Source organism: Pseudoalteromonas sp. SR41-4 (assembly GCF_014163985.1).
Lineage (GTDB): Bacteria > Pseudomonadota > Gammaproteobacteria > Enterobacterales > Alteromonadaceae > Pseudoalteromonas > Pseudoalteromonas rhizosphaerae.
In genome coordinates this window covers 1-16662 of sequence record NZ_JACJEI010000002.1, presented here as the reverse complement: position 1 = coordinate 16662, position 16662 = coordinate 1, and the positions used below count along the sequence as shown (strand labels likewise).

General features: G+C 39.9%; 16 protein-coding genes and 1 pseudogene. 4 read left to right on the top strand and 13 right to left on the bottom strand.

Translation table 11 applies throughout. The annotated features are described in order from the left end of the window. Window positions 1-732 precede the first annotated feature (732 nt). A complete protein-coding gene (gene sbcB / locus H5180_RS01860; protein WP_182757574.1) occupies window positions 733-2178 on the top strand; it encodes an exodeoxyribonuclease I in 1446 nt (481 codons plus the stop codon). 47 nt (window positions 2179-2225) lie between these two features. On the opposite strand, the gene H5180_RS01855 is transcribed toward sbcB, so the two are convergent. From H5180_RS01855 to H5180_RS01805, 11 genes are all read right to left on the bottom strand, one after another. Further along, window positions 2226-2888, bottom strand: a complete 663-nt coding sequence (locus H5180_RS01855; RefSeq protein ID WP_246175522.1) for a hypothetical protein — start codon at window positions 2886-2888, stop codon at window positions 2226-2228. A gap of 38 nt (window positions 2889-2926) precedes the next feature. Beyond that, complete coding sequence (locus H5180_RS01850) at window positions 2927-3667, bottom strand: iron transporter (RefSeq protein ID WP_182757573.1); 741 nt, start codon at window positions 3665-3667, stop codon at window positions 2927-2929. Then, window positions 3654-3980 (bottom strand): cupredoxin domain-containing protein, encoded by a 327-nt coding sequence (locus H5180_RS01845; protein ID WP_246175520.1) that lies wholly within the window; start codon window positions 3978-3980, stop codon window positions 3654-3656. Before H5180_RS01845 ends, H5180_RS01850 begins: the two co-directional genes overlap by 14 nt. Window positions 3981-3993: 13 nt before the next feature. Next, window positions 3994-5298 carry an ATP-binding protein gene (locus H5180_RS01840; RefSeq protein WP_182757572.1) on the bottom strand — a complete coding sequence of 435 codons (1305 nt, stop codon included), beginning with the start codon at window positions 5296-5298 and terminating at the stop codon, window positions 3994-3996. Then, on the bottom strand, window positions 5298-5957 hold the full coding sequence (locus H5180_RS01835; RefSeq protein WP_182719149.1) for a response regulator transcription factor: 660 nt from the start codon (window positions 5955-5957) through the stop codon (window positions 5298-5300). Before H5180_RS01835 ends, H5180_RS01840 begins: the two co-directional genes overlap by 1 nt. 1 nt (window position 5958) lies before the next feature. Beyond that, window positions 5959-6612, bottom strand: a complete 654-nt coding sequence (locus H5180_RS01830) for a hypothetical protein (RefSeq protein ID WP_404936324.1) — start codon at window positions 6610-6612, stop codon at window positions 5959-5961. Further along, the gene (locus tag H5180_RS01825; RefSeq protein WP_182757570.1) at window positions 6609-7403 is read right to left on the bottom strand and encodes an SDR family oxidoreductase; all 795 of its coding nucleotides are present in this window, start codon (window positions 7401-7403) and stop codon (window positions 6609-6611) included. Before H5180_RS01825 ends, H5180_RS01830 begins: the two co-directional genes overlap by 4 nt. Continuing rightward, complete coding sequence (locus H5180_RS01820; protein ID WP_145233019.1) at window positions 7400-8089, bottom strand: TenA family transcriptional regulator; 690 nt, start codon at window positions 8087-8089, stop codon at window positions 7400-7402. The genes H5180_RS01825 and H5180_RS01820 overlap by 4 nt, the downstream gene beginning before the upstream one ends. Next, window positions 8086-9558: an AMP-binding protein gene (locus tag H5180_RS01815; RefSeq protein WP_182757569.1), complete on the bottom strand. Its 1473-nt coding sequence runs from the start codon at window positions 9556-9558 to the stop codon at window positions 8086-8088. Before H5180_RS01815 ends, H5180_RS01820 begins: the two co-directional genes overlap by 4 nt. Further along, the gene (locus H5180_RS01810; protein WP_149980952.1) at window positions 9558-10196 is read right to left on the bottom strand and encodes a thermostable hemolysin; all 639 of its coding nucleotides are present in this window, start codon (window positions 10194-10196) and stop codon (window positions 9558-9560) included. The genes H5180_RS01815 and H5180_RS01810 overlap by 1 nt, the downstream gene beginning before the upstream one ends. A gap of 242 nt (window positions 10197-10438) precedes the next feature. Continuing rightward, window positions 10439-11320, bottom strand: coding sequence for an NAD(P)-dependent oxidoreductase (locus H5180_RS01805; RefSeq protein ID WP_182731253.1), 882 nt, complete (start codon window positions 11318-11320; stop codon window positions 10439-10441). A gap of 122 nt (window positions 11321-11442) precedes the next feature. Here H5180_RS01805 and H5180_RS01800 point away from each other — a divergent pair, with 122 nt between their 5' ends. Then, window positions 11443-11964 carry a glutathione peroxidase gene (locus H5180_RS01800; protein ID WP_145233015.1) on the top strand — a complete coding sequence of 174 codons (522 nt, stop codon included), beginning with the start codon at window positions 11443-11445 and terminating at the stop codon, window positions 11962-11964. Further along, window positions 11924-12910 (top strand): 2-hydroxyacid dehydrogenase, encoded by a 987-nt coding sequence (locus tag H5180_RS01795; RefSeq protein ID WP_182757640.1) that lies wholly within the window; start codon window positions 11924-11926, stop codon window positions 12908-12910. Before H5180_RS01800 ends, H5180_RS01795 begins: the two co-directional genes overlap by 41 nt. A 40-nt stretch (window positions 12911-12950) precedes the next feature. On the opposite strand, the pseudogene H5180_RS01790 reads toward H5180_RS01795, so the two are convergent. Continuing rightward, window positions 12951-13676 (bottom strand): annotated as a pseudogene (locus H5180_RS01790) (transposase); the annotation flags it as partial. Window positions 13677-13961: 285 nt separating this feature from the next. Continuing rightward, window positions 13962-14936: a transposase gene (locus H5180_RS01785; RefSeq protein ID WP_182757567.1), complete on the bottom strand. Its 975-nt coding sequence runs from the start codon at window positions 14934-14936 to the stop codon at window positions 13962-13964. A 585-nt stretch (window positions 14937-15521) separates the two neighbouring features. Here H5180_RS01785 and H5180_RS01780 point away from each other — a divergent pair. Continuing rightward, window positions 15522-16358, top strand: a complete 837-nt coding sequence (locus H5180_RS01780) for a DUF2971 domain-containing protein (RefSeq protein WP_182757566.1) — start codon at window positions 15522-15524, stop codon at window positions 16356-16358. Window positions 16359-16662: the final 304 nt, after the last annotated feature.

Below are 16662 nucleotides of genomic sequence, written 5' to 3'. Positions count from 1 at the left end.
ATAGACTTTAGTCTAATAAACGAACTGATATTCTATTTATTAACGGCATTAAATTGTTCATATACGCCTGACAATGAAATATTACTGGATTTGTACGTAATCGCTATTAGTATTGAATACAATACTAGTTGTGAACTTTATAATTAGTTTCAGCAACTTAATTATATAAATTAGCTGCAAATATGCTTTTAAGCTCTTTCTCGTCGTAACAACCTGAAAATAAGCAATTGATGATGAATTCCATCTGAGCAATAGGAAAGCTTTAAAGTGTAGAACATGATGAAAAGGTAAAAAACATTCGTGGCTAAAGCGCACTCCTACTTATAGGGCCAAAAAGCTCAACAACAATTTAAATATTGCTTTTAATTTAGATCACTGATTTATAAAAACTTTAACGCTGATACTCGCCCTTGTTTTCTCGACCAAAAAATGCGCCAGCAAGCTTAACGCCTACGATAATGCTCTTGTAGCTCGCAGTAAAATTTTTTCGGGCTAAAACTCAACCTACAATTGAATGCATTCATAGTTATGAGTTTTTAAGCAGGCTTTTCTTTTAATGAATGATTAAGTTTCGCAACACTCTAGCTAAGCTACCTGCGAAAGTATGATTACCATCATTTCATCATCCAAACCTATAAACTCCCTCGCCTGTATGCCATAATCTAAATAATTCATGAATTTAGTAACTTGGCGGTATTGCAACCGCTTCAAGCTAACTTAAAGGGTTTTTAAATGGCTTATCAAGAGCAAAATCAAGCAACAATCTACTGGCACGATTATGAGACCTGGGGGGCGAGTCCGCAAAAGGATAAGCCGAGCCAGTTTGCGGGTGTTCGTACTGATCTTGATTTAAACATTATTGGTGAGCCGCTGATTGAATATTGCAAACCTGTGGCTGATTATTTACCGCATCCTGAGGCATGTTTGATCACCGGTATTACTCCGCAAGTGGCGATGCAAAAAGGTTTAGTTGAAGCTGACTTTATTGCCAAGATCCATGCTGAATTTAGTGTGCCTAATACCTGCGTGGCCGGTTATAACAGCATTCGTTTTGATGATGAAGTAAGTCGTTACAGCTTTTATCGTAACTTTTACGACCCTTACGAACGCGAATACAAAAACAATAACAGCCGCTGGGATATTATAGATTTAGTGCGTGCTTGTTATGCACTGCGCCCTGAAGGTATTGAATGGCCGTTAAAAGAAGATGGCAGCCCAAGCTTTAAGTTGGAGCATTTAACGGTTGCCAATGGCATTGAACACGCTGCGGCGCATGATGCGTTATCTGATGTAACCGCGACGATTGCTTTGGCTAAACTAATAAAAGAAAAACAGCCAAAACTGTATAACTTCTTTTTTAGTTTGCGCGGTAAAAAAGCCTTAGCTGAGTTAGTTGATGTATTTAATATGACGCCGCTGGTGCATACTTCATCACGTATTCCTGCTACCCAAGGCTGTACCAGTTGGATTGCCCCGATGAGCTTTCATCCGACTAATAAAAATGCAGTAGTGTGTTTTAACTTAACCGAAGATCCAAAGGTATTACTCGATTTATCAATTGAAGAGTTGCGCACCCGCCTTTATACCAAGCGCAGTGAGCTTGCCGATGATGAACTGCCTGTTGGTTTAAAATTGGTACATTTAAATAAATGCCCTATTTTAGCGCCTGCTAAAACTTTATTACCTGAAAACGCCGCCCGTTTAGGCATTGACCGCGAGCAGTGTTTAAAAAATCTTGCGATTTTAAAAGCCAACCCTAGTCTTCGCGATAAAGTCACTGAAGTATTTAACGATAAGCCCGATTACGGTAAAACCACCAATACTGATTACATGTTATACGACGGCTTCACCAGTCATGCTGATAAAGCTAAATTTGCCATTATCCGTGATGCCAGCCCTGAGCAATTAGCGGGTATGAAGTTGGATTTTGAAGATAAAAAGTTTGATAACTTATTGTTTAAATACCGTGCCCGTAACTGGCCGCAATCACTTAATCAAGATGAACTTGATCAGTGGCGTCAATATTGCCAAAACAAATTAATGCATGGTGAAGATCAACCATCGATCAGCGCACAAGATTTTATGGTTACGCTAGAAAATCTTGCCCATGAACATGACGATAATGAAAAAAATCTAACTATTCTAAAAGCGCTTTATAACTACGCGCAAAGTATGTAGTTTGCAGAGATTTAAAGCCGCGAGCAGAGTTTTCGCGGCTTTTTGCTTTAAAATTCAAACTCTAGGGCAAGGCGAAAACTGTGATCTTTACCTTGTTGGCTCAGCTCTGTCACAAATCCTGCTTCCCACTTTAGTTGTCGCTTCGCTGAAAATCGATGCAGCCCAATAAAACCAGGGCCAATACCAAAGAAGTCTTCTCCGGCGTATAGCTCTAATGCAGGCTGAAACTCAGAGCGAAAACGATAGCGATACTGCGCGCGAAACTCAGTTTCCCATTCGTTTTTAATATCACCGCCCCACTCGTAGACTAAAAATGCATTCATGGTGAGGCTAGTCCGACCAAATTCTTTTTCCCATAAAAAGCCAGTTGTGGCTTCATAACTATCTTTGCCTTCTTGCTTTTCAAGTTCAAATAAGGCGCCCCAATCAGCCCACAGCCGCCCTTGCTCCACCAACTGCCAACGCAGTTCTAGTTCGTAGGCTGAGAAGCCAAAGTTACCGTCGTCATCACGTTCTCCAACCGCATAACCTTCCAAACTCATAGTGTCGTTAAACGAGCCACCTAAGCCAATTCGTTGGGCTAAAATATTGCCCTTATCTGTTTGATGAGAGATCAAACGCCATTCAAATTCGCGCTCAAATGGTAATACGTAAGGGTGGTAAACTTTATCTACGACTATTCCATCGGCTCGCACATTAAACGATGCCATGAACAAAAGCGAAGTTAAGCACCACGCGAGAATAAATCTCATGATGGCTCCTTTTGAGAAAATTGCCGAGTAAATACTATACTGGTGCCAATAAAGGCTATAACCGCCACTAGATAAAGCCATAATGCAGTTTTGCTTGGCGTTGCCTCATAGCCGACTAAGGCTTTGAGTACACGGCCTAACTCTGAGTTTTCGACTAGCACTGCACGCCAATCAAAGTAGTTGGACGTAATATTGATCAAGTCAATTTGGCTGGCCAGATCTAATACTATCAGTAATTTTGCCGAGGCATTAAAAGCCAAAAACAGCATCAGTGGATACACACCAAATCGTGCTCTAACACTGTGCAGTAAAAATAATAGCAACACACCAAAACTACCACAGATCCCTATTCCCAAAGATGTACCTATAAGCAAAGGTTTTGCTGTATCGGTGTTATGCCAAAAACCAACCAGATAAATAAAATAGTGACTCAAATACAGCGCCATAACCGCAACTATTGCAAGCAATGCGAATAAACGCTGCTGTTTACAACTTATTAGTGATGCAACATACACGATGACACATAACAGCATTTGACTAAACTCAAGGCCGCGATGATCAAATAACTGGCTCAACCAAGCGGCACTTTGTACATAAATAATACTACAAAGCAGCCCAACAAAAGCGGTCACTATCAGCACGCGCTGGTTTAGCTTTAGCAATGACTGTAACAGCACAAGTAAAATCACGACTGGTAACAGCTGATTTATACTCATCAATAAACTAGTTATCAGCATCAGTCTTTCCTTCTACTAATACTGCACCACGGGCTGTGTTAGGTGAAAACTCGCCAAAAAACTCATAACGCCCAGGGCTCAGTGGCCCGATATAAATCACACTACTACGATTAGGATACAGCACTTTTTCTCGATTTAAATCAAAACTGTCAAACTCTTCTGGCGTACTATCTTGATTTTCAATTAAAAGTTTTAGTTTAGTATTGGCCGGAACGATGATCTCCGCTGGATAAAAAAGGTGATCTTTTAAAATTAATTTATATTCTTTAGCAAAACACGAAAACGGTAATACGCTAAATAGCAGCAGGCTGATAAACCCTAACCAGTTATTCACTCTCTGCTCCTTGCATAAATTCTACTCGTACTTGTAAGCCGCCTAATTCACTGTCGGCTAAAGAAATACTTGCATCATAAATTGTTACTATATGTTCAACTATCGCCATACCTAATCCGGCACCTTGCTCTCCAGAGGGGTGTTTATCACCTCCAACACGGTAAAAACGGTTAAAAATTCGTGCTTTATGGGCATCATCAATGCCAGGACCTGAGTCATCAATCTGCCAACCATACTCACCTTGTTGATTATTTAAGCGGATCACTATATTGCCACCACTGGGCGTATATTTTATGGCGTTACTTAATAAATTACTAAATAAGGTTGCCAAGGTAAATTGGTCACCATTAATAACATAATCATCGCCTTCAATACTGATCATATGTTGTTTTTCATCAAGTCGTTCGTATAGCTGTGCAACCACTTGTTGACTGACCTCTAGCACTGAAATTGGGCTAAATTGTGCCTGCCATTGCTCTGGATAGGTGCGTCCCAAAATCAACATTTGCTCAACAATATTACTAAGTTTATCGATACCTTGCGCCATTGCATCAAGTTCCAAGCAACCGTCACCTTGTGCGCATAGATTATGAACATTTATTTTTAAACTACTCAACGGGGTGCGTAATTCGTGGGCAGCATCTGAGGCAAAAAAGCGTTCTCTTAAGTAGGCACTTTCTACACGTTTAAACAGATCATTTAACCGTGAGATCACCGGTTTAATTTCGTATTCGCTCACTTGCCAATTAATGGCAGTAAAGTCATTGGCTTGTCGCGTTTTTAATAATGTTGAAAGGCGTGTTAAGGGCCTTAATCCTTGTTTGACAAATAGACTGATCAACACCGCAAGCAGTGGCACACTCCAAAGCAAAGGTGTCATTGCTGACAAAATCATAGTCTCGCTAAGGGCATAGCGTTTACTCAGCGGCTCTGCCACCAGCACTTGTTTTGTCTGCATGGTTAATCTGAATACTCGCATCCGCTGTCCGGCTAAGTTTTCAACACTAAATCCATTCAGGCTTGGTTTTTGCGCCAGTTCAGCTAATGATTTAGACGCGCTAAGCAAATTGTTATCTTGCCAAATTTGAAACAGTAATCGAGTTAGATCACTTCTTAACACTGGCTTGTCGCTGTGTATAGGTTGCTCGATCAGTACATGAGCAATGGTTTGCAATTCGTTATCAAGTAGCAGCTCGGCCTGGCTCATACTTTCGCGGTAGCCTTTGCTGAATGCCAAAAAGCAAGTCAGGATCACCGTTGATAAAATAATCAGCGTTAATCTGCGTTTAATTGACACTAACGTTTACCTACCACATAACCTATGCCACGTAAGGTTTTAATTAGATCTTTAGGGAGCTTTTTACGTAGATGATGAATATGCACCTCAATAGTATTTGAACCTACTTCTTCGCCCCACTCATATAGTTTGCTTTCTAATTGTTGTTTGGACAATACGCGCCCTTGATTTTCAAAAAGTGCTTTTAGTAACATAAACTCTTTACGCGGCAGGTTTACCGGTTGCTGATCAAGTGTGACTGTAAAAGCGGAGGTATCCATTTCTACATTTGCTACATTAATAGTACTTGATTGCGCATGAGTTACGCGCCGACTAGCGACTCTTAAACGGGCAAATAATTCAGCAGGATCGAATGGCTTAGCTAAATAATCATCAGCACCTAAATCTAGCCCTTGTACTTTGTCGTCAATACTACCGCGTGCCGTTAAGATTACTACTGGTAAGTTAGGGCGATGCTTTTTGACGTGTTTTAATACATCAATACCATCGCCATCAGGTAGCCCTAAATCAAGTACAAGTAGTTCGATCTCGTCATTTTCGAGCCATTGCATGGCTGATTTTATACTAGCACAGTGCTCGACACTGTAACCTTGTTGACGAAGTGAACGACATAACCCTTCAGCCACTAACTTATCATCTTCAACCAGTAGTAAATGCATATTATCTCTTAAGTTTTTTCTCGACTTTTGCCAACAATTGGGTGATCTCTTGCTGGCGGTATAAATCCGCTTTTGGCCTATCAGGACGTGCAGGAGCCTGTTGAGCGGCAAGTAAATGTGTTTTTGCCTTTTTGTATTCTCTTTCGTCATACAAAAATGCCGCGTATAAGTAATTACTATCGATACCATTTGGATTAATAGCAAGCGCTTGGTTAAATAATTTATTCGCTTTGTCATCATCACCAAATCCAATTGGCCAACCAGGTACTTTACTATAAAGGGTCGCTAAACTGGTGTAAGCAGAGCCTGATAACGCATTGGCATCAATTTCTATGGCTTGCTCTAACTGTGCTTTAGCATCTTTTGCTAATCCTAATGCACCTAAGCCGCCTTTTGCCCCAGCATAACTAGATAGCACAATACCATACCAAATATGGCTTTGTGCCTGATCATCATAGGTCTTTGCAAACTCAGCGGCCTGCTCTGATAACTTTTCAAATGCATTGAGCTGCGCTTTATCTACTAATTCATAATTCACAGTTGCCCAACTTGTTTGCACCTGAGTTAATTCGCTAGCAACATCAGCATGCGCTGCACTGGTTAAAAATATCCCAGTTAACAAGCAGCTAGTATAAAGTAGTTTAATCATAGTCATTCACCTTTATCAATTTTATCTGCAAAAAAACTTTTAATTTTAGGAAGTTGTTTTGCAATTGCGTTATCTACTAAGGATGGAAAAGCACCATTTAGTTTGACAAATAAGCGTTCTGGGAAGCCAATGTAACTGCGTGAATTTCCAGATTTCAATAATGAAATAAGCGCATCTGCCACTTTATCAGGTGGATCCATTGTATTGCCTAAAGCTTTATTCATCGCGCGTACTTGCACTGAATTGATATTTGTATCAGTTGCTCTAGGTGCTAAATATAATATTTTTACATCACAGTGACTAAGTTCGCGGGCCAGCGCTTCGGTCATTCCTCGTAAACCAAATTTACTTGCGCAATATAAGGTTTGATAAGGGTAACCAATACTACCAAACGATGATCCCACATTAACAATTGAGCCTTTTTTAGCTAAAATTTGTGGTAAAAATAGTTGGCATAACTTAATTGGCACCGACAGATTAACGATCAGTAAGTCATCTATTTGCTGCTCCGTCATTTCACTAAAACCTTGCATCACATTAATGCCAGCGTTATTGATAAGCATTGTTGCACCGCCAAGTGATTTAGCATGTGCAAGTAATTTTTGGCGAGTCTGTGCTGATGTTAAATCACCAATAAATATCTCACAGTCTTGGCCACACTTAACCTGTAATGCCTCTAGTTGTGCTTGTTGGCGACCAACTAGCAGTAAACGCCAACCATGCTGAATCAACTTTAATGCCACGGCTTGACCAATTCCGCCTGTCGCACCTGTTAACACGCAAAGTGGACGGTTCATGCAGTTTGCTCCAAGTCGCTACTTGCAAACTGTGGATCTGTATCTAATTCACGAAAAATATTGCCATATAACTTATAAAAACATTTAGCGGCATGCACAATCGCTTGTTGATCTGCAGGAGACTCTATTTTATTCATCAGATCTTCAAAAAACTTCACATGCTCAATATCCAAAGCTCCATGAGATGTTAAATAGCTAAATGCCTTTTTAGGTAATCCGGTCATATTGGCTATATTACTTGCCGCATTATCGGCTAACGCAATTGAAGTACCTTCGAGTACATGCACCATGCCAAAAAATGCCAATGGATTACCACGATTAATTGTATCGTAGGCATAAGCAACCATTAACTCGGTGGCAAATTTGGGAGCACTTTGACGTACTTGTTGTTTATCAAAACCACAGGCTGCAATATCATTGAGCACCCACTCTTGATGACCTATTTCTTCTTCTATATATTCCGCAACAGCCTCGCGGATCCACTCTTGTTCAGTCGATAATTTCGCGCCCACGGCCATCATTAATGGCACCGTATGTTTAACGTGATGATAGGCTTGAGCTAAAAATGAAGCATACTCAGTTGTGCTTACTTGCCCCTTGAATACTCGAGCAATGATCGGTGCAGCCAGTAAATACTCGCGTTCTGCTTGGGTTTGTGATTTTAATGTCTCGAAAAAATTGCTCATAATATTGCCTCACTGTACAGTGCTGTTAGTTGTGCATGATAATAGTTTGCTATTGCTTGGCGTTTAGGGCGGTTATTACTGGTTAATAATCCCCACTCTGCAGTAAGTGGTTCAGCTAAGCGATGAAATGTTTTAATTTGGGCATATTCAGGTAATTGTGCGTTAATACCTCTACAATGCTCGGCTAATACCTTATCAGTCATATTTACTGATGCATAAATAAGTGCTACTAAATGCGCTTTACCTTCACCAAAGACAACAGCTTGTTGTACTTCACTGTTACTGAGTAGCAAAGATTCAGGCCACTCAGCGCTGATGTTGCGCCCAAAACTAGTAATAATTTGGTTTTTTAAACGCCCCTTAATAGTTAACCGACCTTGTTGTTGATCAACCAAATCACCGGTTGCATACCAACTCGTTTGATCATGGGGTTGTTGACCTAAATAGCCTAAAAATAAGGGTCCTTTAATAAATAGCTGCCCGTCTACCAGTTTGCTTTGCAAGTGATTTAACACCCGCCCTGCACACTCTATGTCATCATCATTTGGCGTGTTTAAGCTCACCACTGATGAAGCTTCAGATAAGCCATAACCTTGATAAACTGGTAACCCTAAACTACGCGCCACAGTGATCAATTCACTGCTGACCACAGCGCCACCAACGGCAATAAATTTCAGGCTCTTTGGTACTGTCCATCCCTGCTTGGCAAACCAGACTAAACAGGTCAATAATTCCGGCACCAAAATAAGCGTATTCGGTTGCACACGATCAATGGCATTGATCAGTTGACTGGCATCATTTAATTTTGCCCCAGAGAAGCCTAATTCTGGCAGTGTCATAACATGCACTTCACCTGCGGCTAATAACGGTGCAAAAACCCCTGCAATGTTTTCAAGTAATACTGGCAAAGGTAATAAACACAGATGTTTTGGCTGTTTTATCGCTATTTTTTTATGCAATGAGGTCGCCACTTGTAATTGACTTTGTAAAGATAAGCACACTCCCTTTGGCTCACCGGTAGAGCCTGAAGTAAACGTCACTTTTTGGGTATCTGTAAAAAATGTTGTAGGGCTCGAAGCGCTTACTTTATAGATATAAAGCGGGTAGCGGGTTAACACGCTCAAGGTCGCAATACATTCTAACCCGTCAAGTTCACAGGGAGTGTCGCTGATAAAATGCGAAACGCCGCTTTTATTCACGCTATTAGTTAGCTGTTGTGGACTAAAAAAGGTCGGCAGCGGAATGCTTACTTGTTGTAACTCAATCAATGCAAAGTCAACAATTAACCAAGCAGGCGTATTGTCCATTACAAACGCAACGGCTGACATATCAAGCGCTTTAAAGTCGATAATTAACTCGGCCACTTCTTGCATCAGCGTCTGTTTACTGATCGGCTGCATTTGTTGGTCATGATGATCAACAATCACAGTATCAAGCGCTGCGTGTGGTAATTTCGATAAAAACCCCATTATGCCTCCAATTGCGATGCTAATTGGCAACTCGCTTGATGATAGTGCTGTTTAATATTAAACAAATGAGGTGTGTTTATTACGCAATCATGAGCAGCCGCTAAATCAACCACACACAGTGTTGGTTTATTTTCATAATAAGTCCCCCAATCTGCTGGGTTATCAAGTGCCTGACTATTGGCTAATGCTATTTCAGTGCAATTAACTGAGAGCATTTTTAATAATGCTCTAACCTTTGCAGTGGCACAAAATACCAAACGTTTTGCGCCAATTTGATAAAGTGCTTCATTCATTAGTACAAAATGAGCGAGAGTAGCTTTGCGATTTGTTGAGCATAAATTACCAAGCTCGTAAATATCTTCCCTCGGTACATCAACAAAGTATTCAATCGGCTCTGGTAAGTATTGCTCGATAAAAAGTGATTGAGTAGCAGCTCTAAGTCCCAGCGTGCAAGAATCAGCGGCAATACTTAATTGGCATAACACCGGCATAAACTGCTTAATATTGGCGCCGTAAGCTCTGGCAAAACTCGCTTTAACGACTTGCTCTAATTGCACACGAAATGGCATGTTTGCATTTGCACACACATAATCATGTGTGTTGGTAACAGGCAAGTTAGTAACTTGAAGTGATTGCATAGTGTTCGCTCTTTTTAGACTATGGGTAAAATCTAACGAGCAAAACTTAAATAAACCTTAAGAAAAATTAATTTTTATAAAAAAACCCAAACAATGTTTGGGTCAGTGATTACGTAACTGGAGATTTCAGGAATAATAAGCCACATCTACCCGCTAATTGCGGGCTTATGCAAGTAAATTTAAGACAGTTAGCGTTTAATTTACTTGCTGGAGATAGACTTATTATCCGACGCTCTGATTATCTATTTTTTATGTAACGCTTCGATGCGCGCCAATAAGCTTGAAGTGTCAAAACGCCCACCACCAAGTGCTTGTACGTCAGCGTAGTACTGATCGACCGTCGCGGTCATTGGTAAAGTGGCACCATTATTTTTTGCTTCATCTAACGCAATACCTAAATCTTTACGCATCCAATCAACAGCAAAACCAAATTCGTACTCACCTGCCCACATGGTTTTGTAACGGTTTTCCATTTGCCATGAACCAGCCGCACCTTTTGCAATCGTCTCAATGACTTTTTCGCCATCAAGGCCTGCTTGTTTTGCAAAATGTAAGCCCTCGGCCAAGCCTTGCACTACGCCAGCGATACAAATTTGATTAACCATCTTACACAACTGCCCAGAGCCAACCTCGCCAAGTAACTGGCTAAAACGGCTAAATGCCGCCATAACTGGTTGTACTTTTGCAAACACTGCTGCGTCGCCACCAGCCATGACTGTTAATACACCATTTTCAGCACCAGCTTGACCACCCGATACTGGCGCATCAATAAACGCAATATCTTTTAGTGCCGCATTAGCGGATACTTCGCGCGCAACTTCGGCTGAAGTCGTAGTGTGATCGACTAAAATAGTGCCTGCTTGCATACCTTTAATCACCCCGTCAGCACCATAAACGACTGAGCGTAAATCATCATCGTTACCTACACACATAAATACGATATCTGCATGTTCTGCGGCTTTTGCTGGCGTTAATGCCACCTGACCTGCGTATTTTTCTGCCCATTGCTGTGCTTTTGCTGTGGTACGGTTATACACGGTTACTTGATGACCGGCAGTTGCTAAATGACCCGCCATTGGATAACCCATTACACCTAAACCGATAAATGCGACTTTCATTGACATAAAATTGACCTATTTCAGTGGTAACTTAAAAAGATAATTTGATTATCTCAACCGAACAGTAAAAAAGCGAATGAAAAAGTCTTCATTAAATTTCTTCATGGACGAGACAAAATAGGTAACCTATGGATAGCATATATCAATTCAGTGCCCCGCTTTATAACGGCGAAAATTTTGCCTTAAGTCAGTTAAAAGGCAAAACGATTTTAATCGTCAATACCGCCAGTAAGTGTAACTTTTCGGTGCAGTTAAGCGCACTCGAGAAACTATATCAGCAATATAAAGCGAATGGTTTTACTGTGCTGGCATTTCCGTGCAATCAATTTGACTACAATGAGCCAATAGACAACATTGATATTAAAGACTTTTATCAACAACAGTTTAATGTTAGTTTTCCTGTGTTTAGTAAAGTAATGGTCAACGGCCCTGATGCTCACCCGTTATTTAACTATTTAAAAGCACATACCCGAGGAATTGCACAAAATCGTGCTATAAAATGGAATTTCACCAAGTTTCTAATAAACTCTGAGGGACAATTGGCGGTACGTTATGCACCGCGCACTAAACCCGACACCTTGAAACAGGTCATAGAGAGTAATATTAATGATGCAACTAACGGTAGCGCTTTTCAGTTCGCAAAAATATGAACATGCATCTTTTGATGCCTGTTTAAACAATCAAACACGCATCAAATTAACCCGTTTTGAACAATCTCTTGATGCGAAAAGTGCCATACTTAGCCAAGGCTTTGATGCTGTATGCGTATTTGTAAACGATATCGTTGATAAAACGGTTATTGATCAGCTTGCTCAATTCGGCGTGAAATGTATTTTATTACGCTGTGCTGGCTTTAATAACGTTGACCTAGCTGCGGCACATGCCCATAACATCAAAGTATGCCGAGTACCCGCTTACAGTCCAGAGGCAGTTGCAGAGCACTGTGTGGCATTAATGCTTACCCTCAATCGCAAAACTCACAAAGCCTATAACCGTATCCGTGAAGATAATTTTGATTTAAATGGCTTGCTTGGCTTTAACTTATTCAAGAAAACCATTGGTATCATTGGCTGTGGAAAAATTGGCTTGGCTTTAGTAAATATACTCAATGGCTTTGGTGCAAATGTATTGGTTTGCGACCCTTATGCAGTACCAGGCAATTATACAATTTGTAATCTAGACACTTTATTAAGTCAAAGCGATGTGATCTCTTTGCACTGCCCGTTAACCGAGCAAACTCATCATATGATCAACGAACACGCTTTTGCCAAAATGAAGCAAGGGGTGATGCTTATAAACACTTCCCGCGGCGCATTAGTTGATAGCAAAGCCTGTATTGGTGCACTTAAAACTAAAAAATTGGGTTATTTAGGGCTAGATGTGTACGAACAAGAGTCAGAACTATTCTTTAAGGACCGCAGTGATGAAATTATGCAAGACGATGTGTTTTCACGTTTGGTAAGTTTTCCAAACGTACTGGTCACAGGCCACCAAGGCTTTTTTACCAAAGAAGCATTGAGTGAAATTGCGCAAATAACCGTAAATAATGCACTTGAGTTCGCCAATAACCAACCACTAAGTAATGAAGTTCAATAAGAGGTTGATTTAGGTGCTAGAGCAGCATATAGTTTAAAAATCAGGCAGCCAAGTTCATGCTAATATGTAAATTAGTGATCATAGCTGTCCTATTTAAATCAAACTCATTTAACCTTAACCCTCTATACCTAGCTCTATACCTAGCTCTATGCCCTTTTCTGTTGCATATTGATGCTAATGAATGCTCAACTTTTACTCGCTCTCTCGCTGCAGCTCGTCCATTCACCGTTCCAGTGTATTTCTTTAAATCTTGCATTAAGTCTTCGTGCTTATGAATTGAAATAACACGTCCAGCCGTACTTCGGGTACATTGTGTTTTCTTATCGCAATTTTGACACTCACTCGCTTTAAACTTCGCCTTTTGCTCTTTACCTTGCTGTATTCTGGCAATGTTCCCTGCTGGATATTCTACATCTTTGTTTATTAAATCTATTTTAAATTCCTTCTTGGTAAATAAACCTTTATCTGGAAATGTCCACGGTTTCGCTATTACCTTATACCCTTGCTGATGCAAATCTAGCGTCCATGTGGCTGCTAGATAACCTCTATCGATGCTTAATTCGTTTACATGCCCATATTCTTCAACTTTTGGTTTTAAATATATACTTGCGTGCTGCTCTGGCTCGTTCGCTGGCCTGACACTCGTTGCTAAAATGAGCTTATGATCCATATCTATTGCAATATGTTGTTTAAAACCGTTTATTGTTCGCGAACTCGATTTTCTTCCATGCTTCATTGCCTGATCTGTTATTGAGATAAGTCTATTTTGGCCGCAGAAACTAACGCAGAACTAACGCAGAACTAACGCAGAACTAACGCAGAACTAACGCAGACAGCCACTCTTATCGCAGAACTAACGCAGACAGCCACTCTTATTGAACAAGCAAAACTGTACCACTAAATTTACTCTTTTAGGCTAAAATATATCTTTTGCTACTTGGTTACTTTCACCTCATCCATTAAATGGGTCATTGTCACTATTAAACCTAAATTACATGCATGACAATAACTGCATGATGCAGTTTTAAATTTTTACTGAGTAGTTTGATTCTCATGCAAGTAACTTTTCACAGTTACTCATATTCGCTCTTCGTTTCCTTCCTAAATTATCACAATAGCTTTCATGTGACGAAGGTCTTCCAACAGCGCCATGGAACACGCGGGTAAATTGCGTTGTGAGTTTTAACCAGTTCTCTGGGCTAATATTGACTCGCTCTAATAAAGGAAGGGATGTGTTTTCAATGTATCCTCGCTTATCTTCTCGCATTACACGGCCCGTTAATTCAACAAGTTCAAGATACGATTTAAGCTCAAACGGGAGTCCTTTTGGCATTCTTTGCCGTGGCATCCCTGCAAAACGTAATAGCTTTTTAGGTTGCTTACCCGTGGTTGCACTTTCAATTCGTTTTTGCACACTGGTATGGATTGATTCTTCTGGCGTGTTGGCTATTTTTGCTCTTATTGGGTTTAAATCAACATAGGCCATACAGGCTGCAAGTGCTGCTTCATCTAGTAGAGCTTGTGATTTAAAGCGACCTTCCCAGAATCGGCCTGTGCAGTTATCTTCTTTATTGGCTCTGCGGGCAATATCTTCATTTAACAACCGCATAAACCAGCTAATACTGGATAACCGCTCTCGATATTGCTCAACCGTTTGATTAAAAAAGATGAGCTCTGATTTACTTAATTTTTCACCTTGAAAATATTTTTTCGTCAATAACGTGCCTTTACACAGCTTATGCCAGCGTAGAATAATGGCTTTGTCATTAAGGCGTTTGGCTTTTTTATCATCAACATACAACACTAAATGTGTGTGATTGCTCATCACTGCATACGCACACACATCAATGCAAAACACCTTAGCCAATGCGAGTAGTTTATCTTCTACCCAGCCTCTGCGGTGCTCATAGGACTGACCTGTAAAACGGTCTTCACCGCATAAAAAAGCACGGCGTACACAGCGTGAAATACAATGATAGTACCTTGTATCAATCAAACTTACTTGACGCTTTCTTGCAATTGCCATGGAACACCCTATTTGTTTTTCATACTAATTTAAAGTTAGTAAAAAATAGGGGAAATACAAACTTTAGAATGGGTGTCATCTTTGTTCTTTTTAGGATGGGTGTCATCTTTGTTCTATGGAACACCCTATTTGTTTTTCATACTAATTTAAAGTTAGTAAAAAATAGGGGAAATACAAACTTTAGGATGGGTGTCATCTTTGTTCTCATCTTTGTTCTTTTTTCATCTTTGTTCTATTTTGGATGAGTATGAAGCAACAGGTAACACTTTCTCATTATTTGAGATAATGGAAGACGGAAATTTTTACCTAAAATCAATATGTAATGCTTGGCCTGAGTTCTCTGCTAATTGGACAATTCTAAAAGAAAATATGCTTGAATCATCAGACTTGTTAGAGTTTAGGTGTTGGGGTTGTGTCAGAAATATATGAATTAGAGCTTGCGACGGCATATGAAAATGGATCTTTAGATATAAAATATGAATACCCTAATTTCGGCTTATGGTTTGTTGAAAATAAGCTTATTAATGTGTAGTTTGTTGTTATAACAAGGCAATAAGCGGTCTTATAACTCCAGGAGAGAGTATTTTGCTTTTCAAATACCTAGAGCCCGATAGAATTGATGTTTTAGCCTTTGGTCATATACGTTTTACTCAGCCAGCCGATTTTAATGATCCTTTTGAATTTCGGCCTGTAATTTCGTCAGTGACCTCAAAGGAAGAGTTCGATAAGGCTATGGATGAAGATCTTAAAACAATCGTCCAAGAAGAACTTCAAAAATTACCCTCAGAAATACGCACACAAATTTCACCTGCACAGCTAGAAGCAGTTACACGTAAATTATATGAACAGCATTGGCCTTCTTTGAAAACTAAATTGAAAGAAATGGGCAGTGAAACAACTAGAGTTTTTATTGATAAAGCAAACACATTAATTGGTGTTCTTTCTCTAACGGAAAAAAACGACAATCTTCTGATGTGGTCACATTATGCGTATTCGCATAAAGGGTTCTGTATCGGGTTTGATAATACTTCACCCTTTTTCAACAGAAAGAGAAGCGAGGTTGATGAGTTTTATCATTTGCGTAAAGTTTCATACAGTAAAATGAGACCGTCCAAACTTGTAAGTCAATTGAATGGTGTAGAGCTATTTTTAATAAAGTCACAGGCTTGGGAATATGAGCAAGAATGGAGAATGTGTGCTGTACTGGAAGATAGCGAAAAAACTATCAGTACAACACCCTTACCGGTACACCTATTTCAATTTCCAAATTCAGCGGTCAAAGAGATAATTTTAGGTGCTTGTATAGAAAAAAATGTGAAAGAAAACATTTTATCGGTGGTAAGAAAAAATTATCCTCACATAACGATTAAACAAGCACAAATATCAAATGAAGAGTTTGGCCTTGAGTTCATTGAGTTATAACAAGTGAATAAGGTTACGACCCGTCTGCTCATGGCACATCTGTGACAGTCAGACTTGATTGAGTCCTATTTATCGGATCTGACAAATCAAGTTAAGACTTAATCACTTAGGTCTGTTAACACCAAGCGACTTTGTCGTATCTTAATTACCAAGCGATTCTGTCGTAATCGCTAATTACTAAGGGAATTTGTCGGTCACTTTTTTACGTGTCTGTTAGTGTTTTGTTTTTGGAATACTAGAAGGCATGTTGAGGATGATTGTGATGGATTCTAAAGCTCAACTCACCGTTGACATCATAGCTAAA